The 19904-nt window shown below is 59.9% G+C and carries 18 protein-coding genes, 2 tRNA genes and 2 pseudogenes; 12 read left to right on the top strand and 10 right to left on the bottom strand.

Annotated features, from left to right (window positions below):
- The first annotated feature begins 124 nt into the window (after positions 1–124).
- Positions 125–856, top strand: coding sequence for an HPP family protein (locus ABLV04_RS06345; RefSeq protein ID WP_023290328.1), 732 nt, complete (start codon positions 125–127; stop codon positions 854–856).
- Positions 857–877: 21 nt separating this feature from the next.
- Here ABLV04_RS06345 and ABLV04_RS06340 read toward each other — a convergent pair whose 3' ends face one another.
- Complete coding sequence (locus ABLV04_RS06340; protein ID WP_348815489.1) at positions 878–1267, bottom strand: tautomerase family protein; 390 nt, start codon at positions 1265–1267, stop codon at positions 878–880.
- Positions 1268–1383: 116 nt separating this feature from the next.
- Between ABLV04_RS06340 and ABLV04_RS06335 the strand changes: the two genes are divergently transcribed.
- Positions 1384–2340 carry a LysR family transcriptional regulator gene (locus ABLV04_RS06335; protein WP_048297844.1) on the top strand — a complete coding sequence of 319 codons (957 nt, stop codon included), beginning with the start codon at positions 1384–1386 and terminating at the stop codon, positions 2338–2340.
- Here the strand turns inward: ABLV04_RS06335 and ABLV04_RS06330 are convergent.
- Complete coding sequence (locus ABLV04_RS06330; protein WP_032453426.1) at positions 2300–3040, bottom strand: lipoate--protein ligase A; 741 nt, start codon at positions 3038–3040, stop codon at positions 2300–2302. The two genes, ABLV04_RS06335 and ABLV04_RS06330, sit on opposite strands and share 41 nt — an antisense overlap.
- Positions 3041–3086: 46 nt before the next feature.
- Positions 3087–4405 (bottom strand): annotated as a pseudogene (shiA, locus tag ABLV04_RS06325) (shikimate transporter).
- 341 nt (positions 4406–4746) lie between these two features.
- On the opposite strand from shiA, the gene ABLV04_RS06320 reads away from it, so the two are divergent.
- A complete protein-coding gene (locus tag ABLV04_RS06320) occupies positions 4747–5208 on the top strand; it encodes a molybdopterin-dependent oxidoreductase (RefSeq protein ID WP_023290323.1) in 462 nt (153 codons plus the stop codon).
- Positions 5209–5218: 10 nt separating this feature from the next.
- Entirely contained in the window at positions 5219–7129 is a 1911-nt protein-coding gene (locus ABLV04_RS06315; protein WP_032428929.1) for an EAL domain-containing protein, read from the top strand.
- Here the strand turns inward: ABLV04_RS06315 and ABLV04_RS06310 are convergent.
- Positions 7100–7354 (bottom strand): hypothetical protein, encoded by a 255-nt coding sequence (locus tag ABLV04_RS06310; protein ID WP_060590509.1) that lies wholly within the window; start codon positions 7352–7354, stop codon positions 7100–7102. The genes ABLV04_RS06315 and ABLV04_RS06310 overlap by 30 nt on opposite strands.
- On the opposite strand from ABLV04_RS06310, the gene ABLV04_RS06305 reads away from it, so the two are divergent.
- Together ABLV04_RS06305 and ABLV04_RS06300 are read left to right on the top strand one after the other, a co-directional pair.
- Positions 7353–7685, top strand: a complete 333-nt coding sequence (locus ABLV04_RS06305; protein ID WP_002911866.1) for a DUF1971 domain-containing protein — start codon at positions 7353–7355, stop codon at positions 7683–7685. The genes ABLV04_RS06310 and ABLV04_RS06305 overlap by 2 nt on opposite strands.
- 4 nt (positions 7686–7689) lie before the next feature.
- Entirely contained in the window at positions 7690–8025 is a 336-nt protein-coding gene (locus tag ABLV04_RS06300; protein WP_043520610.1) for a DUF1869 domain-containing protein, read from the top strand.
- Between the two features lie 5 nt (positions 8026–8030).
- Here the strand turns inward: ABLV04_RS06300 and ABLV04_RS06295 are convergent, their stop codons facing one another.
- Positions 8031–8945, bottom strand: coding sequence for a LysR substrate-binding domain-containing protein (locus ABLV04_RS06295; protein WP_064154372.1), 915 nt, complete (start codon positions 8943–8945; stop codon positions 8031–8033).
- A 131-nt stretch (positions 8946–9076) separates the two neighbouring features.
- Here ABLV04_RS06295 and ABLV04_RS06290 point away from each other — a divergent pair, with 131 nt between their 5' ends.
- From ABLV04_RS06290 to ABLV04_RS06280, 3 genes are all read left to right on the top strand, one after another.
- Positions 9077–9652 (top strand): hypothetical protein, encoded by a 576-nt coding sequence (locus tag ABLV04_RS06290; protein WP_348815487.1) that lies wholly within the window; start codon positions 9077–9079, stop codon positions 9650–9652.
- 192 nt (positions 9653–9844) lie between these two features.
- Positions 9845–10681 carry an alpha/beta hydrolase gene (locus ABLV04_RS06285; protein ID WP_023290318.1) on the top strand — a complete coding sequence of 279 codons (837 nt, stop codon included), beginning with the start codon at positions 9845–9847 and terminating at the stop codon, positions 10679–10681.
- Between the two features lie 204 nt (positions 10682–10885).
- On the top strand, positions 10886–11857 hold the full coding sequence (locus ABLV04_RS06280; protein ID WP_023290317.1) for a sensor domain-containing diguanylate cyclase: 972 nt from the start codon (positions 10886–10888) through the stop codon (positions 11855–11857).
- On the opposite strand, the gene ABLV04_RS06275 is transcribed toward ABLV04_RS06280, so the two are convergent.
- Entirely contained in the window at positions 11854–12957 is a 1104-nt protein-coding gene (locus ABLV04_RS06275; RefSeq protein ID WP_023290316.1) for an AarF/UbiB family protein, read from the bottom strand. The two genes, ABLV04_RS06280 and ABLV04_RS06275, sit on opposite strands and share 4 nt — an antisense overlap.
- A gap of 253 nt (positions 12958–13210) precedes the next feature.
- Positions 13211–13286, bottom strand: a tRNA-Asn gene (locus tag ABLV04_RS06270).
- Positions 13287–13479: 193 nt separating this feature from the next.
- On the opposite strand from ABLV04_RS06270, the gene ABLV04_RS06265 reads away from it, so the two are divergent.
- On the top strand, positions 13480–14916 hold the full coding sequence (locus ABLV04_RS06265; RefSeq protein ID WP_023290315.1) for an EmmdR/YeeO family multidrug/toxin efflux MATE transporter: 1437 nt from the start codon (positions 13480–13482) through the stop codon (positions 14914–14916).
- Positions 14917–15042: 126 nt separating this feature from the next.
- A tRNA-Asn gene (locus ABLV04_RS06260) sits at positions 15043–15118 on the top strand.
- 168 nt (positions 15119–15286) lie between these two features.
- On the opposite strand, the gene ABLV04_RS06255 is transcribed toward ABLV04_RS06260, so the two are convergent.
- Complete coding sequence (locus ABLV04_RS06255; RefSeq protein ID WP_147733329.1) at positions 15287–16741, bottom strand: AMP nucleosidase; 1455 nt, start codon at positions 16739–16741, stop codon at positions 15287–15289.
- A 129-nt stretch (positions 16742–16870) separates the two neighbouring features.
- Positions 16871–17116, bottom strand: coding sequence for a signal transduction protein PmrD (gene pmrD, locus ABLV04_RS06250; RefSeq protein WP_023290305.1), 246 nt, complete (start codon positions 17114–17116; stop codon positions 16871–16873).
- A 272-nt stretch (positions 17117–17388) separates the two neighbouring features.
- On the opposite strand from pmrD, the gene ABLV04_RS06245 reads away from it, so the two are divergent.
- Complete coding sequence (locus ABLV04_RS06245) at positions 17389–19011, top strand: alpha/beta hydrolase (protein ID WP_060590218.1); 1623 nt, start codon at positions 17389–17391, stop codon at positions 19009–19011.
- Here ABLV04_RS06245 and ABLV04_RS06240 read toward each other — a convergent pair.
- A pseudogene (locus tag ABLV04_RS06240) lies at positions 18922–19847 on the bottom strand (nucleoside recognition domain-containing protein). The gene ABLV04_RS06245 and the pseudogene ABLV04_RS06240 sit on opposite strands and share 90 nt — an antisense overlap.
- Between the last annotated feature and the right edge of the window lie 57 nt (positions 19848–19904).

Here is a 19904-nt window from a genome sequence, read left to right as displayed (position 1 = left end):
CACAGCCCTGCGCCGCCCGGAAATCGCCGCCCGCGCGATCCCCTGCTAAATACAGGGTTGTTAATGTAAGGTTAAAAAAAGAAAATAAAATATAAGTAACTCCTATGATCTGAGCGATAAAGCGATGTTGAGTGTTATTCCCGCAGGCCTGTTTTCACGGCTGCGGATTTTCCTTGGGCGGCTGAAGCCGCACGCGCTGCCGGTGGCTCGTCGGCATATTGTGCTGGGCTCCATCGGCGCCGGTACCGGGCTGGCGGTGACCAGCATGTTCAGCCACTGGCTGCTCGGCGAAGTCAACCTGTGGTTTATTGCCCCCATGGGCGCATCGGCGGTACTCCTGTTTGGCGTGCCGAGCAGTCCGCTGGCGCAACCGTGGTCGATTGTCGGCGGCAATGTGCTGTCGGCGCTGATCGGCGTCACGGTGGGTATGCTGGTGCCCGACCCGGCGCTGGCCTGCGGGCTGGCGGCGGCGCTGGCCATCGCCGGGATGTATTTTCTGCGCTGCCTGCATCCTCCCGGCGGCGCGGTGGCCCTGACGGCGATCCTCGGCGGCGCCGGGGTGCACAGCGAAGGCTATCACTTTGTGCTGACGCCGGTGCTGCTCAACTCGCTGATGCTGGCGCTGCTGGCCATCGTGTTTAACAATCTGGTTGGCCGCCGCTACCCCCATCCGCTGGCGGCGGAGGAGGTCAAATCCCGTGCGGTGCCGCTGGGCATTTCGGTTACCCGGGAAGATATTCACGCCGCCCTGCTGGAAGGCCAGTTCCTCGACATTGACGAAGACGATGTCCAGGAACTGCTGGAAAATATCGAACAGCAGGCGCGCCAGCGCATCGCGGCGGCAGGCCGCCGCTGACAGCGCCCTCCCGGCGGCGGGTTAGAGATCGCCGGTAAGATACTGCGCGACCCCGCGGCCAAAACTCCAGTCGCCTTTCTGGTTGCTGATAATCGACACCAGCACATCATCCCCGCTCAGGCCGCAGTGCTCCGCCAGCTCCTCCTGCAGAATGGCGAAGAAACGCTGCTTCTGCGCGTCGCTGCGCGGGCTGGTATAGACCCGCACCACCACCTGATCCCGCGTGCGGGTCAGTCCGAGGCCGGTGTCTTCAATCACCATATGGTGGGCTTTGTTTTCGTGAACAATCTGGTAGCGGTCGCGTTCCGGTACCTCGAAGGCGCGCAGCACGGCGCGATGAGCGGCATCCAGCAGGGTTCTGATCTCCTGTTCCGTACGGCCTTCAATCAGGTCAAATGTCAGTAATGGCATGCAGGTGGTCCTTATCGTTAGGGAATAATCGCTGTCTGATATGGATGCTAGCCGATGCCGTCGCGGGCAAAAACCGCTATAGTTGAATACATTGTTTTTACTGGTGAACAATCAATATGAGCGAGAGTCGTCCGGAGAGTTACTGGGCCCATCTCTACTGGCTGACGGTGCTGGAAGAGCAGAAAAGCTATACCCGGGCCGCGGAAAAGCTGGGGATCAGCAAGTCGGCCATCAGCCAGAAAATCAGCGAGCTGGAGCGGGTGACCGGTAAAACGCTGGTCCATCGCACCACTCGCAGCGTCAGCCTCAGCGACGACGGGCTACGGCTGGTGGCGGAGCTCAGTGAGCCGTTTGGCCAGCTGCGGGATATTTTCACCGGCGCCTGCGATGAGGGCGGACCGCTGCGGGGGACGTTGCGCCTGACCGCGCCGGTGGCCTTTTCCCGTCAGCAGCTGGTGCCGGCGATCGCGCCCTTTTTGCATCAGCATCCCCAGCTGCATCTGCAGCTGGAGGTGACCGACCGGCTGGTCTCTCTCGGCAGCGAAGGGTTCGACCTCGCCATCCGCCACTGTCGGCGCGAGGCGCTCCCGGACACCCACGTCGCCTGGCCGCTGTGCCACACGGCCACGCTGATCGTCGCATCCGCCGACTATATTCGCCGCCATGGCCGCCCGGAGACGCCTGACGATCTGCGTCAACACCAGTGCCTGACCTATCCCCGTGGGCCCCAGCGCCCGCAGTGGACGTTCGCCTCCCGCCAGACGCCCGATGAGCGGGTGACCATCAACGTGCAGGGGCCGTTCGCCACCAACAACAGCGAGTCGCTGCGCGATGCGGTGCTGGCGGGGTTGGGGGTGGCGCTGCTGCCGGATTTTAGCGCCCGGGAGGCTATCGGCCGCGGGCTGGTGCAGGAGCTGCTGCCGGCGTGGCAGCCGGTGGAGGTGTTCGCCGATCGGCTGTACGTCATCCGGCCCTATACTCCGCGGGTGTCGCGCGCGGTGGAGACCTTTAGCCGCTACCTGAAAGCGACCTTCAGCGAGCCGCGTCCAGCTCCCGGGCCAGCGCCTCGCTGAAGCGGGGGAGCAGATGGCGCTCGCCGGGAAGCAACTGCGCCAGGGTGACGGTTTTGTCGGCGCGGTAGACCCGCCCGCTGCCGAGCTGCGCTTCGAAGGCGTTCGCCGCCTGATGCGCCGCGCTAAGGTCGGCGTCAATAAGGATCACCGCATGGGCCAGCACCACATGGCCGCCGCTCGCCGTCTGCGGCCGCCAGTACTGGGCGGTACCGACAATCTTGCGCGCCTCCTCTCCCTCTCCGCAGGCGAGGTTATACCGGCCATCGCAAAAGGAACCGCTCACCGCCCGGGCGTGGCTGGCAACGCCGAAGCGCGCGAGGGTGCGCTGCAGCACAGCGCACAGGGAGTGATAGATGGGTTCGGCGGCCTCGCCGAGCGGCTGCTGCACCGGCCAGGCGAGGCTGAGGTTGATAATCCCCGGCCCCTGGGGCACCAGACCGCCCCCGGAGCGGCGGAGCCATACCGGCCAGCCCCGCGCGGCAAAACGCGCGCTGACCGCCGGCAGGTCCGCAAACTGACGATAGCTCCCCGGCACCACGAATCCCTGCGGCGCCTGCCAGAGCTGGGCGACGGCCTCGCCGGCGCCGGCTTTGGCAAACAGCGGTTGTTCCGCCTGGGTGGGGTCCTCGCAAAACTGCAGCGCCAGCGAGGCGGGGGTAAAGCGGCGTGGCCAGCAGTCGGCCAGGGGCAACAGAGACATGCGTTCTCCTTACCGGAGGGCGCGGGTCGCGCCCTCCGAAAGCTGGTCAGTCGACGGTATGCTTTTTCATCAGCAGCGCGGTGAGCGCTGACAGCAGGCAACCCGCGGTCAGATAGAGGGCCACGCTGTGCCAGGAGCCCCCGGAGAAGGTGACCAGCGCCGCGGCGATAAAGGGCGTAAAGCCGCCGCCGACCACGCTCGCCACCTGGTAGCCGACGCCGGCGCCGCTGTAGCGATAGCTGGCGCCGAACAGCTCGGTAAACATCGGCTGCTGGACGCAGACCACCATATCATGGGCGATATTGGCCAGCATCAGGGCGAAGAACAGGATCCAGAAAACGGACTGACTCTCCAGCGCCATAAAGAACGGAAAACCGCTCAGCGTGCCGATCAGCGCCCCGGTAATATAGATCCGCCGACGGCCAAAGCGGTCTGCCAGCCAGGCGAAGCAGGGGATAGTCAGACAGCTGAGGCCGCCCACCAGCAGGCCGATGTTGAGGAACAGCTCGCGCGGCAGGCCGAGGTTTTGCGTCGAGTAGTTGAGGGCGAAGGCGGTGACGATGTACATGGTCAGCAGTTCGCACAACCGCAGGGCAATAATCAGTAAAAACGCCCCGGGATGGCGAAGCAGGGCTTCCACCACCGGCAGTCGCTTTTTCACCTGCGGCGCGTTGGCCTGGCTCTGCTGGGCTTCAAACTCCTGCGATTCGGCCATACCGTTACGGATCCACAGCGCAATCAGAACCAGCGCCACGCTGAACAGGAAGGGTAAGCGCCAGCCCCAGCTGAGGAACTGCTCGTCGGTGGTCAGGCTGCTGATCAGCGATACCAGCCCGGTGGAGAGCAGCAGGCCGACGCCGTAGCCCACCTGCACCCCGCTGCTGTAAAAGGCTTTTTTCCCTTCGGCGCGTTCTCCACCGAGAGCAGCGCCGCGCCGCCCCATTCGCCGCCGACGGCAAAGCCCTGAACCGCCCGCAGGAACACCAGCAGCACCGGCGCCCACCAGCCGATCTGGCTGAATGAGGGGAGCAGGCCGATGCAGGCGGTGGCGATACCCATCATCCAGACGGTCATCATCAGCATCCGCTTGCGCCCGAGACGGTCGCCGAAGTGGCCAAAGATAATCCCGCCCAGCGGGCGAAAAAGAAACCCGACGCCGAAGGTGGCAAACGCGGCAAGGGTGCCCATCGCCGGGCTGATTTGCGGGAAAAATTCGCGGTTGAACACCAGCGCGGCGGTAATGCCATAGAGAAGAAAATCGTACCAGTCGACCACGGCGCCGGCAAAGCTGCCCCATGCCGCCCGCCGGGCCCGATGGAGCGAATCCGGCGCCTCGCCGGGCTGCACGCTTATTGTTGAATCCATACCCTGTCCTGTCAGTCACGTAATTCGTTGTTATTGGAATGAGACGCTTTTCGCGTAGCGTCTGCACTGAGACTACCGCGCAGCGGCCGTGGAGGAAAGTAGTTTGCCTGCTAAGCGGCGAGCTGGTGCAAAAATAAGCGACCGGAAAGGCGGGCGAAATCACACCCTTTACTCAACATTCTGGCAATTTGCCAGCAAGCTTATACTTTTAATTAAATCAACGGATAACAAAGAGGAGCACCTTTTAAGAATTGACGTAAATGGTTTACACTTAACATGTCTCCTTCTCTGGAATGGTGAGTTAAATGCGTCTACTTCTTGCAGTTTTATTTTGTTCTGTCATGTTGCCTTCTGCTTATGCTGAAAAACTGCCTGCGCCGACAGGAAAACCTGTACTGACCATTTCCGGCAAAATCGGAAATACGAACGTCGGTGACAAGGCGGTTTTTGATCTCGCGATGCTGGAAAAGCTGGGCATGAAGACGGTGGAAACCACCACCCCCTGGTACACCGGCAAGGTCCGTTTTGACGGCATTCCCCTTAATAAACTCATGGATTTAGTCGGCGCTAAAGGTCAATCCGTCCGCGTGCTGGCGCTCAACGACTACACCACCATTATCCCGATGGACGATTTTTATAAATTCCCGGTCATTATGGCGTTAAAAATGAACGGCCAATATATGCGCGTTCGGGATAAAGGCCCGTTATTTATCGTCTACCCTTACGACAGCAGCGCTGAATTACAGAACCAGATCTATTATTCCCGATCGGCCTGGCAAGTTTCTAAGATTATAATAGAGTAAGGGTCGGATCTTGAATCGAATACTCACGGCTATTATTTTGTCGTTGTTTATTGTGACTGGATATATTACTTATCTGGTGCATGAGCGACAAAGTGAGTTACAAAAATTTACCCGCTATACGGACTCGTGGTCAATGTCGCAGATGGTATCGGAATATATGCGACTGGAGTCTCGTCTGGCGGGAATGGCGATTGGGGCCGAAGGGGCGGACCACGATGAGGTGCGCCTGCGCCTCGAGATCATGATGAGCCAGATCGAACTCCTGCAGGAGGGCGATCTGGGTCGCTTTATTAATAAAAGCGAACAGCGGAAGGCGGTGGTCGCCACGCTGATCCGCAATCTCCATTTGCTTGATAAACAAGTTGATACCATGACGCCGGCGCAGGTTAAAGCGATCCTGCCGGTGTTAAGCGAGCTGGATGGCCCCCTGACCTCAATGGCGGCCGCCACGCTGACGCAAGATATTAACATCGTTAATATCACCCATGATAAAATTCAGCATCTCTATTATATCTACTCGGTGATCTCCATTCTGCTGATCGCCATGTGTATTTCCCTCGGTCTGCTGATGCTGCGGCAGAATAATAACCTGCGGCGCGCCCACGTTCGTATGAAAACCCTGGCCAACGATCTGCAGGCCTCGAAAGAGAAGCTGCAGGTGCAGAACCGTCGACTGCAGTACGATGCCTACCATGATTCGCTGACCGGTATGCCAAACCGTCTCTCTTTCTGGCAGCGTCTGCAGGAGATCGTCAATCAGGTGCGCCCCTATAATGGCTGCGCCGTGGTGATGCTTTTCGACCTCGACAGCTTTAAGGATGTAAACGATACCCTCGGCCATGACGCCGGCGATAAGCTGCTGCAGGATCTGGCCAGCCGCCTCTCTTTTTTCCGTAAAACCTCAGAGACGCTGTATCGTCTCGGCGGCGATGAGTTCGCGATGCTCTCTTACGATCTGACCGAAGAGATGGCGCTTGAGCGGGCCAATGTTATCCGGGAGAAGATCAGCCAGCCCTATCAGATCTACGATGCGCAGATTAATATCGACGCCTGCATCGGGATCGTGATCTCTGATGGCGAAAGCCGGACCGATTATCTGTACAAGTGCGCCGACCTCGCCCTGTATGAGGCGAAAAAAGAGGGCAGCGGCCATGTGCAAATCTTCCGGCCCGGAATGCTGCAGCGTCTGCAGGAGAATAAATCGTTTGAAGACGATCTGCTGCAGGCCCTGGCCCATGACGAATTCAAAGTCTACTACCAGCCGATCGCCGATACCGTTACGCGCGAAATCTACGGTTATGAAGCGCTGGTTCGCTGGTTCCATCCGGTGCGCGGCGCCGTGCCGCCGACGGTGTTTATCCCGGTGGCAGAGAAAATCGGCCTTATCAATGCCCTCGGCGAGTGGGTGCTGAAAACCGCCTGTGCCGAAGCGGCCAGCTGGGCGACGCCGCTCAAGGTCTCGGTTAACGTTTCACCGATTCAGCTGATGAACACCTCGCTGACCGACACCATTATCAGCGTATTACAGCAGACTGGCCTCGACCCGCGACGGCTGGATCTGGAGATCACCGAGTCGGATGTGTTCAATGAGAACACCCGTTCGCTGGAAATTCTCAGCCAGCTGCGCGAGCAGGGCATTCAAATCTCCATCGATGACTTTGGTACCGGCTATTCTTCGTTGTCGCGTTTAAGCTACTTCCCGTTCGATAAAATCAAAATCGACCGCTCGTTTGTTATCAATATTCCGGAGCAAAAAGACGATCTGGATATCGTGCGCCTGATTATCAGCATGGGAAAGAGCCTGCATATGCGCATTGTGGCTGAAGGCGTAGAGACCGAAGAGCAGTTGGCCTCGCTGCAGGCGCTGGGCTGCGACCTGGTGCAGGGCTATTTAATCGGCAAACCGAGTCCTCTGCGCTAAATGAAATATGAAGGCCCTTAAAGATATTATTCCGGGCGATTTCAGCAAGCTGGAATCGCCTTTTTTATTTTCTCTTAGCGCTAATCCCAGAGGGGTATAAAAAGGAGTAGAGATAAAATTCGCCAGGAAAATAATATCCTTCACCTTTGAAAGAGGTATATGATATGAATCATATAGGCTATTTCTGACCGTATCCTTTGCGACGGTAAAGTGAGGCGCAATCATGCAGCGAATTATTATTCCCACCCATTACGTTCATACCCGCAGCACGCCGCTGTGGACTAAGGAGACCGCTCCGGCCTCTATCTGGCGCCGCCATCTGGACGCTGGCACCCGCCAGGGGGTCTATCCCCGGCTGTCGGTGATGCAGGGGGCGATCCGCTATCTCGGCTATGCCGATGAAACCAGCCCCGAACCGGTTGAAACGCTGACCATTGAAGCCGGCCAGTTTGGCGTTTTTCCGCCGGAAAAATGGCACTGCATTGAGGCCCTCTCGGAGGACACGGTATTTAATGTCGACTTCTATGTTGATCCGAAAATTCTCATCGAGGGATAAAATTATGAACAGTGAAAATAAAGGTTATACCTTAGCGGTAGAGAATGGCCGGCTTCAGCGGAAACAAGAAAAAATATTCCTCAAACCGATGGTCTTGTATATTCCGCAGCAGGCGGTAGAGGCCGTTAATGGGCTGCTGAGCGATCTGCCGGACGACAATTTAGAGGGGGAGTTTGTGCTGACGGTCACCAATAACAATAACGGCGTCTCGGTCGATAAAAGCTTTTCCTCGCTGGCGGCGCTGCGCGACCCGCTTACCGCGGCCGATGCGGTGAAGGAGCTGATCAATATCGTCCGCGGCTATGAGTCCGACGAAGAGACCAACGTTTGCGGCTGGTAAGGCCGCTATCCCGCTGCCGGCTGGCCGCTGTCGACCAGGGCCATCTGACCCACCAGCCACTCCCGCAGCGCGATAATATCCGCCCGCTGCGCTGCCGCTTCGGTGGTGACCAGATAGTAGCTGGCGCCCGGCAATGCGCCGCTGAATGGCGCGGATAACACCCCGCGCTGCAGCAGATCCCGCGCCAGCAGTTCGCTGGCGATCACCGCCCCCTGGCCGGCCACCGCCGCCTGCAGGGCATGGGTTTCATCGCTAAAGGTTAACCCCGCGTCAATATTCAGCGTCGGCGGTCCATAGCGGCGACGCCAGTTCTCCCAGCTCGGCGAATCGGCCGGTACGTGCCGGTTGGCGACGTGAAACAGCGTCACCTGCGCCAGATCGTCAGGCCGGCTGAGGGCCAGCGTCGGGCTGGCGACCACGATAAAGCGATCCTCATGCAGCAGGGTACAGCACAGATCCGGTTCGGGCATTTCGCGATAGCGAATCGCGGCGTCCACGGTGCCCAGATGCAGATCCACCCGTTCGACGCTGGTGTGCAGACGCAGGTCGATAGCCGGAAAGCGGGCGGTGAAGTCCGCCAGCCGTGGCACTAGCCAGTGGGTGAGAAAATTGGAGGTGGTGGTGACGGTTAAGGATGGCGGCTGGCGGGCCTGGGCTATCTGGACGACGGCCTGCTCCAGGGCGCTGAAGGCGCGCTGGGTAGCGGCGTAGAGGATCTCGCCATCGGCGGTCAGGCTGACGCCCTGCGCGCTGCGTTCACAGACCCGGCACTCCAGGACCGATTCCAGCAGTTTAATCTGATGGCTGACCGCCGTCGCGCTGACGCCGAGCGCTCCGGCGGCCAGTTTAAAACTACGCTGGCGGGCGACGGCGTGAAAGGCGCGCAGGGTGCCCAGCGGCGGCAGGCGGGGGGTTCTCATGGCTGAGTTTTTCTCATCTATGGCTGAAAACTATGCGTTTGTGTGTCCCTGTATAGTGGCGATAGGCTACGGGCATGTAAAGACGATGACATGAGTTATTTTCATGCCGTTTAATGTGTCAGGAGCTGAATATGCACGTTTTACACCACCATGCCGCCGCGAACGCGGCGGGAACCATCGACCCGCGCGGCCGCGCCATCGCCCTCAGCGTAGTCTTCGCCGCCGGGGCCTTGCTGTTCATCATGGCCCCCGTTATCGGGGCGAGCGGCACGCTGGGTCTGCTGGCGCTCCTGATCGCGGCCTTCGGCGCCGGATGGGGATTCGCGCGCGCGCAGCCCTGGCTCTATCGGGCGCCCCTGACGGCGACGCGCTGGGCCTTCCTGGTGTCGGCGGCCGGCTGGCTGCTGGCGCTGGTGGCCTGGTATGGCGGCCAGGCCTGGCCGTCGCTGCTCCCCGGCGTGATGTTCGGCAGCGCGGGGGCGGCTGTCGCCTGGCGCGTTGCCGCGGGACGGGCGGCACTGTCGGGTCGCCGCGTCTGCGGCGCCACGGCGCTGAGCGTGGCTGTCGCTATCGCGGCGACGCTGCTGACCTGGCACACCGCCGGGGCAGGACGCGGCGGCGTGAACTTTGCCTTCGCCGTGCTGCTGGACTGGGCGCTGCTCGGCGCGCTGATTGTGCGCATCCGCCAGCAGGAGAGTGCGGCGTAGTAGCCGCCGCTTGCCGGGTTCAGGCGAGCCGATCAAGCGAAACGGGATAAGTCGTCCGGCGGGGTGATAAATTTCTTCTACACTGTTACTGGCATCACATTCCTGCGCGGCTGGCATCTCAGCCGGCCGCCGTCGGCATTCAGTCCAGGCACGGGCCTGCAGGCTGGTTATCCTGAAAGAGGAGTCTGTAACATGGCATTTGTCACCACCCAAGACGGCGTCAATATTTACTTCAAAGACTGGGGTCCAAAGGAAGCTCAGCCGATTGTTTTTCATCACGGCTGGCCGTTAAGCGCCGACGACTGGGATAACCAGATGTTGTTTTTCCTTGCCGAAGGCTTTCGGGTCATCGCCATCGACCGCCGGGGCCATGGCCGCTCCGATCAGGTCAGCGAGGGGCATGATATGGACCATTATGCGGCAGACGTCTCGGCGGTAGTGGAGCATCTGGATCTGCACAATGCGGTCCACGTCGGGCACTCCACCGGCGGCGGCCAGGTCGCCCGCTACGTGGCCCGCTACGGCCAGCCGCAGGGGCGGGTGGCGAAGGCGGTGCTCATCAGCGCCGTTCCGCCGCTGATGGTCAAAACCGAACAGAATCCTGGCGGCACGCCGATCGAGGTGTTTGACGGTTTCCGCAAAGCGCTGGCGGCTAACCGCGCCCAGTTCTATCTCGACGTCGCCTCTGGCCCGTTCTATGGCTTTAATCGTGACGGAGCGGAGGTGTCGCAGGGGACGATCCAGAACTGGTGGCGACAGGGGATGATCGGCAGCGCCAAAGCCCATTATGAAGGTATTAAGGCGTTTTCAGAAACGGATCAGACCGAAGATCTTAAGTCGATTACGCTGCCGGTGCTGGTCATGCAGGGCGATGACGATCAGGTGGTTCCCTATAAAAATGCCGCTATCCTGCAGGACCAGCTGCTGCCCAACAGCCAGCTGATCGTTTACCCTGGCTTCCCGCACGGGATGCACACTTCCCACGCCGATACCATCAACGCCGATCTGCTGGCGTTTATCCGCGCCTGATCTTCCCTTTCGCCGTGCGGAATGCCGCAATGGCCTTCCGCCAGCGCCCCGGCCGCCCGTCGCCGGGGCGCGCCGGTTGACGAGCAGGGGAAATCTGCTTAACTCATGGAATACCTGACGACTATTTTTCCCCTGGCAGGATAAAACGCCGGGTTTCCCGCGGGAAGCCCGGTGGAATTCTGCGCAAGAGACAAGAGAGAGACAATGAAATTAGCCGGACTTCATCCCGACGAGCAGCGTCGCCTGCAATCGCTTCGCTCTTCCGGGCTGTTGAATAGCGGAAAAGAAGAACGCTTTGATCGCCTGACCAGGCTTGCCCGTTCGCTGTATAACCTGCCGGTGGCGTCCATCAGCCTGGTAGGGGAAGATCTGCTGCATATCAAATCCTGTGCCGGTCTGGATGTGGACACGGTGCCGAGAGACATTTCATTTTGCGCCCATACCATTTTGCAAACCGACCCGCTTATCGTTAACGACATGCAGCAGGACGAGCGTTTTCACGACAACCCGCTGGTGATCCAGGCGCCGTTTATCCGCTTTTACGCCGGGTACCCGGTGCAGCTGCCGGATGGCGCGACGGTGGGGTCTTTTTGCCTGATGGACCATCAGCCGCGTTCGTTTTCCGCGCATGAAATGCAGATCTTAAGCGATCTGGCGGCGATCGTGGAGGATGAGTTCAAGGTGCTGGATGCGGCAACCTCTGATGAGCTGACGGGACTGTTTAACCGCCGGGGATTCCTCACCCTGGCCGAGTATGCCCTGCTGACGGCCCAGCGCCGTCATGAGCCGGTCAGCCTGGCGTTTGTCGACCTCGATCGCTTTAAGCACATCAACGATACCTGGGGGCATGAAGAGGGCGATCGCGCGCTGATCGCCATCGCCGATTTGATGAAAGCCGCCTTCCGTGAATCCGATATCCTCGCCAGGCAGGGGGGCGATGAGTTTATTATTCTGTTCGCCAATACCAGCCGCCACGATGCCGCGGCGGCGATGGAGACGCTCAGCCACAACGTGGCGCGTTTCAACCAGCAGGCGGCTCACCCCTGGCAGCTGGCGTTCTCCTGGGGCTGCGTGGAGTACGATCCCGCCAGCCACCCCAGTCTCAACGCGCTGGTGGCCACTGCCGACCGCCTGATGTATCAGGCGAAGCAGAAACAGGGGCGCGAGCGCCGTTAATCCTTTGCGGCGGCGGCATTCAGCAGGTACTCCTGCGCCTGCTGCCGCTTCTGCGCATAGTCACCGAGCAGCGCCTGCTGCGATTTCCCCGCGTTGTCATAAAACAGGCCGCCCTGATCGGCGATAAAGTCATAATGCTGTTCCAGCTGGCCTATCACCCAGTCGATACGTTGCAGGGTGAGCAAGGTGCAGGACTGGCCATGCAGGTCGTCTTCAATATCCAGCACGTGTGAGCGGAAGGCCTCCAGGGCAAATAACCGGCTCAGCGCGGCAGGGTCCGCCAGCGCCGTTTCCCAGCGCGCCGTTATCTGCTGAAAATGAGCCTGCACCTGCGGAGATGCCCGCCGGGCGCGAAGCCAGACCAGCTTGCGCCGGTAGCTTTCGACCGCCAGCCGCTTCATCTCGCGATATTGCGCCAGCTGCTGTTCGGCATCGGGCACCCGGGTCATCAGCCAGCTAAAAAAGAAGCGGGTCTCAAAGCGCTCGACAAAGTGAAACAGGGGATCGGCCAGACCGTTGCTGTTGAATTCTCTCAGCGGGTCGAAGGGATACATATAGCCAAAATCGAACAGCCACAGCTGCTCCTCCCGGTCCACCAGCAGGTTCCCGCTACAGAGATCCCACTCCATCAGCCCCTGCTCCTCACAGGCTTCCAGCGTGGTGAACAGCTGAGCGATCAGCGGCGGGGTCAGCTGGTGAATCGGCTCGCCATCGATCCAGGGGGAGAGGAGGATGCCGAGGCGATAATCGGCATACAGCGTCGGGACGATGTGGGTGAAGCGCGGCGCGGTATTTGGGTCATCCTTCAGCCGTTGCAGCGCCTGCCGGCGCTGTACCTCGTTTAAAAACGACAGCTGCCCGTTAAGGTTGGCAACGCCGGCGACGGCGCGTCGTTTCTTTAAATTGTACTCCTTGCCGGCGATGCGCAGCCGGTAAACCTCGCCGGTCAGCCCCGAACCGTATACCTGCACCACATAGGGTGAATCCGCAGCCAGCGCGGCGAGGGTCTCCGGCGGCAGTGGACAGTGATTGACGTCGCCGACGATAAGAGGTTCTCCGCTGCGATCGAACGCCTGCTGCTGCTGTTGTCTGAGGTTCATGGCGCCTCCTTAAAAGACATGGGACAGAGTGATTCATTCACGCTATCTCACCCGCAAGCGTCAGCAAAATCATCCTACCGCCAGGCGCTTTTTCAGGCTGAGCGGTGGCGCGTTCATGGAGGATACCTGGGGCGTAGGGCGGCGGCCCTGACGCCGTTGTCAATGAGGTGTTTGCCAGGCTGGGTGCGATTCAGAGTTAACGCCAGAGACGCAAGAAAGCAAAAAGCCTGCTCGAAAGCAGGCTTTTTAAATTTGGCTCCTCTGACTGGACTCGAACCAGTGACATACGGATTAACAGTCCGCCGTTCTACCGACTGAACTACAGAGGAATCGTGTGGAGTCGTATCTTAGCGGCGAAAAATCTTTTGTCAAACATCAATTCGCCCGTTCAGGTGCAACTGCCGCTTCCATCAACAATTTGTTGTCATTTCCGACAATGATTACGGAAAAATACTTTGCAGGATATCCATTTCTCGATCATCATTTGAAATGTTGTTTCAACATCTCTCACTAAGGTCTCTCTTGAACGTCACCTCCGCCGTACGCCAGGCCGTCGAACGGACATCCTGGTTTAAAAAACGTCAGCGTTATCGTGTGCTGTACTGGCGCGAAATCAGCCCCCTCGCTGTGCCCATTCTGCTGGAAAATGCCTGTGTGCTGTTGATGGGGGTGTTGAGCACCTTCCTTGTCAGCTGGCTGGGCAAAGAGGCCATGGCCGGGGTGGGCCTGGCCGATAGCTTTAACATGGTGATCATGTCGTTTTTTGCCGCTATCGATCTGGGTACCACGGTGGTGGTGGCCTTTAGCCTCGGCAAGCGAGATCGGCGGCGGGCGAGAGCGGCCGCGCGCCAGTCGCTGGCCATTATGACTCTGTTTTCCATTGTGCTGGCGGGAGTGATCCACGCTTTTGGTCAGGAGATTATTAATTTTGTCGCCGGCGATGCCACCCCGCAGGTGAAGGACCTGGCGCTGACCTATCTCGAGCTGACGGTGCTGAGCTATCCGGCGGCGGCGATTGCGCTAATCGGCAGCGGGGCGCTGCGCGGCGCCGGGACCACCAAAATCCCGCTGTTGATCAACGGCGGGATGAACATCCTCAATATCCTAATCAGCAGCGTGCTCATCTATGGCCTCTTCTCCTGGCCGGGGCTGGGCTTTGTCGGCGCCGGTCTCGGGCTGACCATTGCCCGCTATATTGGCGCCATCGCCACTATCTGGGTGCTGATGGTGGGCCTCAATCCCGCGCTGCGGCTGTCGCTGAAGGGCTACTTCAAACCCTTTAACTTCGCCATTATCTGGGAGGTGATGGGGATCGGCATCCCGGCCAGTATCGAATCGGTTCTGTTCAATGGCGGTAAGCTGCTGACCCAGATGTTTGTCGCCGGGATGGGCACCAACGTTATCGCCGGCAATTTCATTGCTTTTTCGGTGGCCTCGCTGATTAACCTGCCGGGCAACGCCCTCGGCTCCGCCTCGACGATCATTACCGGCAAGCGGCTGGGGAAAGGGCAGATTGGCCAGGCGGAATTCCAGGCCTGGCATGTGTTCTGGCTGTCGACCATTATTCTGACGCTGATTGCCTGGGGCAGCGCCCCGTTCGCGGGCTTTATCGCCTCGTTCTATACCCATGAAGAAGACGTAAAAGAGGTGGTGAAGCAGCTGCTGTGGCTCAACGCCCTGTTTATGCCGATCTGGTCGCTGTCGTGGACTTTACCCTGCGCCTTCAAAGGCGCCCGTGACGTACGTTATACCATGTGGGTGTCGATGCTCGGCATGTGGGGCTGCCGGGTGGTGGCGGGCTATACGCTGGGTATCGTGCTGGGGATGGGCGTGATCGGCGTCTGGTTAGGGATGGTGCTCGACTGGGCAGTGCGCGGCGCGCTGTTTTACTTCCGCATGGTGAGCGGTCGCTGGCTGTGGAAGTACCCGCGGGTGAAGGCCTCAACGCCGGATACCTGATCCGTTTGCCGGATAAACGCCATTTTTTGCGCAAAGTGAGGAATAATTCGGCAAACGATTCATTTTATTAAAAACAGGCTTTACAGCGTCCGGCGTCATCGTTAATATGCGCCCCGTTCACACGATTCCTCTGTAGTTCAGTCGGTAGAACGGCGGACTGTTAATCCGTATGTCACTGGTTCGAGTCCAGTCAGAGGAGCCAAATTTAAAAAAGCCTGCTTTCGAGCAGGCTTTTTGCTTTTCTGTCTGTCCGTTTCCTTGCGGACTCAACATCCGCAGCCACCGCCGGGACGTTTGTTTCGCTCACCCGGGCACTGACGCTCCCCTGCGGGGAACGCCAGCGTTTTCCTCTCTCTTCCCCCGTCGCCGGTTAGCGGAACGGCGGTTCGTTGAAGGTGCGTAGCTTACGCGAGTGCATGTGATCCCCCTCGGCGCGCAGCAGGTCGATGGCCCGAATGCCGATCTGCAGATGCTCAGAGATGGCCCCCTCATAGAAGCGGTTGGCCTGACCGGGGAGCTTGATCTCACCGTGCAGCGGCTTGTCCGAGACGCAGAGCAGCGTGCCGTAGGGGACGCGGAAGCGATAGCCCTGGGCGGCGATGGTCGCGCTCTCCATATCGATAGCCACCGCGCGGCTGAGATTAAAGCGCAGCGCGGAAGCGGAATAGCGCAGCTCCCAGTTACGGTCGTCGGTGGTGACCACCGTCCCGGTACGCAGCCGCTGCTTCACTTCCTCGCCCGGCATCCCGCTCACCTGCTTGGTGGCGTCGTACAGGGCGCGCTGCACTTCGGCAATGCTGGGGATGGGAATATCCGGCGGTAGCACCGCATCCAGTACATGGTCGTCGCGCAGATAGGCGTGGGCCAGCACATAGTCGCCGATGGCCTGGCTTTCACGCAGGCCGCCGCAGTGGCCGATCATCAGCCAGACATCCGGGCGCAGCACCGCCAGGTGGTCGCAGATGGTTTTGGCGTTGGCCGGGCCGACGCCAATGTTAATCAGGGTGATCCCTTTGCCGTCGTGGGTGATCAGATGCCAGGCCGGCATCTGGTGCTTCTTCCACGCCAGATCGGAAATGGCCTGCTCCGGCGCTTCGGTTTCGGCGGTGATCCAGATCCCGCCGGCGCAGGAGAGGGCGATATAGGGGCTGTCAGGATCGAGGATCTGGCTGCAGCCCCAGCTGACAAACTCATCCACGTAGCGGGTATAATTGGTGAACAGCACGTAGGGCTGGAAGTGTTCCGCCGGGGTGCCGGTATAGTGCCGCAGACGCGCCAGCGAAAAATCGACGCGCCGGGCGTCAAAGTGCGACAGCGGATAGAACTCGGTAGGATGGAACAGGCCGTCCGCGGTCTCATCGCCAATCTGCGACAGCTCGGTGGTGGGGAAATAGCGCGTCAGACCGGCGCTCATCGAACGGTCAAGGGTCAGGGTGGAACCGTCTATCACGTAAGGGTAGGGGATTTCATGCTGTGACAGCTCGACGCTAATATGGGCGCCATAGTCCTGAAACAGCAGGGTCAGCTGTTCGAGCAAATAGTGGCGGAACAGTTTCGGGTTGGTGATGGTAGTGGTATAGCACCCGGCATGGGTGAAACGTCCCCAGGCGCGCGTTTTAAGGGCTTTATGATCGGCGCCGTCCCAGGAGACCGACAGCTGCGGATAGACAAAAAGGCCTTCCGCGCGGGCTTCGGTATCAGGGAGCGTATGATGGTCAATATAGTCGCCGATGGCTTTGCGCAACGCCGTGACCGAGGCTTCATAACGCGCTTCCAGCTCGGCAAGCGCTTGTTCCGGGGTCAGACTGGCGGCCTTGTTATTCATGATTCGCTCCTTGTTTCAGGTCTGCTGACATTCCCGATAGTATGTCACAGCGGGAAAAGGGCGAAGGGGAATTTATCTGTCAGTTGCGAAGATACTCAGATCAATACCGGCACAGGGGCCGGACTCGATTTATTTACCGGCGTTTGCCCAGCGCGCGCTGCTATAATGGCTGGCGTTGCGGATCTTCAATGTCTGCGCCGGATTATTATTCAGACAATAGCGCGCATCGGCCAGCGGTGTGAGTTTATCCCCTTCCCGCAGGCGGAGGCGACAGGCTTCAATCTCAGCGATCATCTCCAGTGCGCCGCTCTGGAGCACGACGCGGCAGGGGCTGGACGGAGAATTATCCTGGACTTTTTTTACCCACCACTCCATCTGTTTTTTTCCTCTCCTGGTGACACATCCGCCGATAATTCATGTTTCTTAAAAATCTGACAATAAGATTATCCCGCTGGTTTATGCAGTGTTTAAAAACAGGCGACCAAACGTTGATCTCAGCGGTAGGTTTTTTTTCGCCGGCAGGGAATGATCTGCCGGGTTTAATTTGCCGGAAGCGATGACTATGCTGAAAAGCAGACCGTGAGAAGCGCCTGTCAGGAATAGGGCAGAACGCGTTCGGCTACGCAATAAATATCAGAGAGAGCGTTATGAAGCATCTATTACGACACTGGCGAACGTCGGGCGCCGTTATCGGCTCACTGCTGAAAAAAGGGAGCATTGCGGTGCTGGCGCTGCTGGTGGTGTTTCTCGCCGGACGGATCTATGAGTCGCAGCGCGGCCCGGCGCTGCATCGCTGGCATACCTGGCGCGGCAACGAGATGGCGGCCAAAGAGATCGACCAGGCGACCTTTGCCCAATATCTGGCGCGGGAGAAAACCATTTTCGCCGATCTTCAGCGCGAGGTGACGGATGCTTTACCGGAGGAAGATAAAACCCCCGTCAACCGCTTTTATCGCCACAGCCGCGTCTGGCCGGGACAGTTTACGCAGGACTGGAACCGTTCTTTTATACTGTTGCCGCAGGGCAAGCCGCGCGGCAGCGTGGTGCTGCTCCATGGCCTGACCGATTCGCCCTACAGCGTGCGCTATCTGGCGCAACTCTGGCGGCAGCGGGGCTATGTGGCGGTGGCGCCGCGTTTGCCGGGCCACGGCACCGCGCCGGGAGCGTTAACCGCCGTTGACTGGGAGACCTGGCTGGCGGCAACGCGTTTGGCAGTGCGGGAAGCGACGCGCCTGGCCGGGGCGGACGTGCCGCTGCATCTGGTCGGCTACTCTAACGGCGGCGCGCTGGCGCTCAAGTATGCCCTCGATAGCCTGGAGGACAGCCACTTGCGCCAGCCGCAGCAGATTATCCTGTTGTCGCCGATGATCGGCGTGACGGCGTTTGCCCGTTTCGCCGGTCTCGCCGGGCTGCCGTCCATCTTCCCGGCGTTTGCCCGCGCGGCCTGGCTGAACGTGGCGCCTGAGTTTAATCCGTTCAAGTACAACTCGTTTCCGGTAAAAGCGGCGAGACAGTCCTGGCTGTTGAGCCAGGCGCTGCAGCAGCAGATTATTCGCGCGTCCCGTCAGGGGGCGCTGAAAGCGCTGCCGCCGGTCCTCACCTTTCAGTCGGTAATGGATTCCACCGTCAGCACCCGGGCGGTGGTGGAGTCCCTGTATCGCTACCTGCCGGACAACGGCAGCGAGCTGGTGGTGTTCGACATAAACCAGGCGGCGGATCTCCGGGTCCTGTTCCGTCCCGCGCTCTATGCGGCGGTGAATACGCTGTTGCCGCCGGCGCCGCGGGCCTATACCACGACGGTGGTGACCAACGCGACGGCGCACACGCTGCAGACCATCGCCCGTACCACGCTGGCGCAGGAGCGGGAAGAGCATCGTTATCCCTTACACCTTGCCTGGCCGGCGGATATGTACTCCCTGTCGCATGTGGCAGTGCCGTTTCCCCTGAGCGACTCGCTGTATGGTCGCGAGCCGGACGAGAAGAACCGCTACGGCATTAGTCTGGGCACCATTTCACTGCGCGGAGAGACCGGGACGCTGAGCGTGGGGCTGGAGACGTTAATGCGCGTCACCTCCAATCCTTTCTTTCCGTGGATGCTGGCCCGCGTCGATGAGCATATCGCCTGCGGCGAGCAGGCGGCGGTGGTGGCCTGCCTGAAGGCGCAGGCCAGCGCGGAGGCGTTAAAAGAGGATCAGGTGCAGGACGGTGCGCAGCAGAATGCCGACGATCGCCGCGGGAGCCACGAAGCGAAACAGGCGGACAAACCGTGAGCTGATGCCGAGGAAAATACCGATCCCGGGCAGATCGAAGGTCTGGATCAGCAGGCCTGCCGAGGCGTTGACCTGGCTGACGGTGACTTTGCCCTGCTGGATCAGCTCGGAAATGACGCCAAAATAAGCGGTGCCCCCGGCGACGCACTTCACCAGCGCCGGTAGCACAAAGTTCTGCGGAATATGCAGCCAGCCGAGCACCGGTTTCAGCAGCTGCTGCAGCAGGTCGATGACGCCAGCGCCCTGCAGCAGTCCGACGATGGTTAACGACAGGATCAGCATCGGCACCGCGCCGAGCGCCAGGCGTCGGAGCCGGCGCTGTTGATCACCGCCAGAATGCCCTGACTGTTCTGCTCGGCGTTGGGCAGCGCTTCCGCGCGAGGGTTCTCGGCGACCGATAGGCGCCGTCCGGTGACGTGCCAGGCGACCGCCGCCGCGCACAGGCCGCCGACCACTGAGATAACGATCGAGGCCAGCCAGTGCAGGCCGAAAGGGGTGAGGGGATAAAAGACGTTGCCTTGCCCCATGGCGAAGACCATGGCCAGGGTGGCGGCCATTTGCCGGTCAGAAACGCCGCGTTTGTCCATAATCGACAGCGTGGCCAGCGGGGCGGCGAAGCTGACAAAGTTAATCTGGATCAGGGCGAAGGCGCTCATCCCGGTTAAGCCGAAGGGCTTCAGCAATGGCGCAACCCAGCGTACAATCACATCGAGGATGCCGCGGACCTCCAGATATTTCATGATAATCAGCATGATCACCATGATCGGCAACAGCGTATACAGCGCGACGTCAACGGACGATTTGCCCGCCGCCATAATGATGCTTATGACATCCATTTACGTTCTTTACCACTCGCAAAGCCATTCGTTCGCGTCATCATAATCCCGTGGGGA

The sequence above is a fragment of the Klebsiella sp. JN_Kp127 genome, from assembly GCF_040062505.1.
GTDB classification, from domain to species: domain Bacteria; phylum Pseudomonadota; class Gammaproteobacteria; order Enterobacterales; family Enterobacteriaceae; genus Klebsiella; species Klebsiella quasipneumoniae.
The sequence above is the reverse complement of the archived record's forward strand: the minus strand, read 5'-3'. Positions and strand labels throughout refer to the sequence as shown.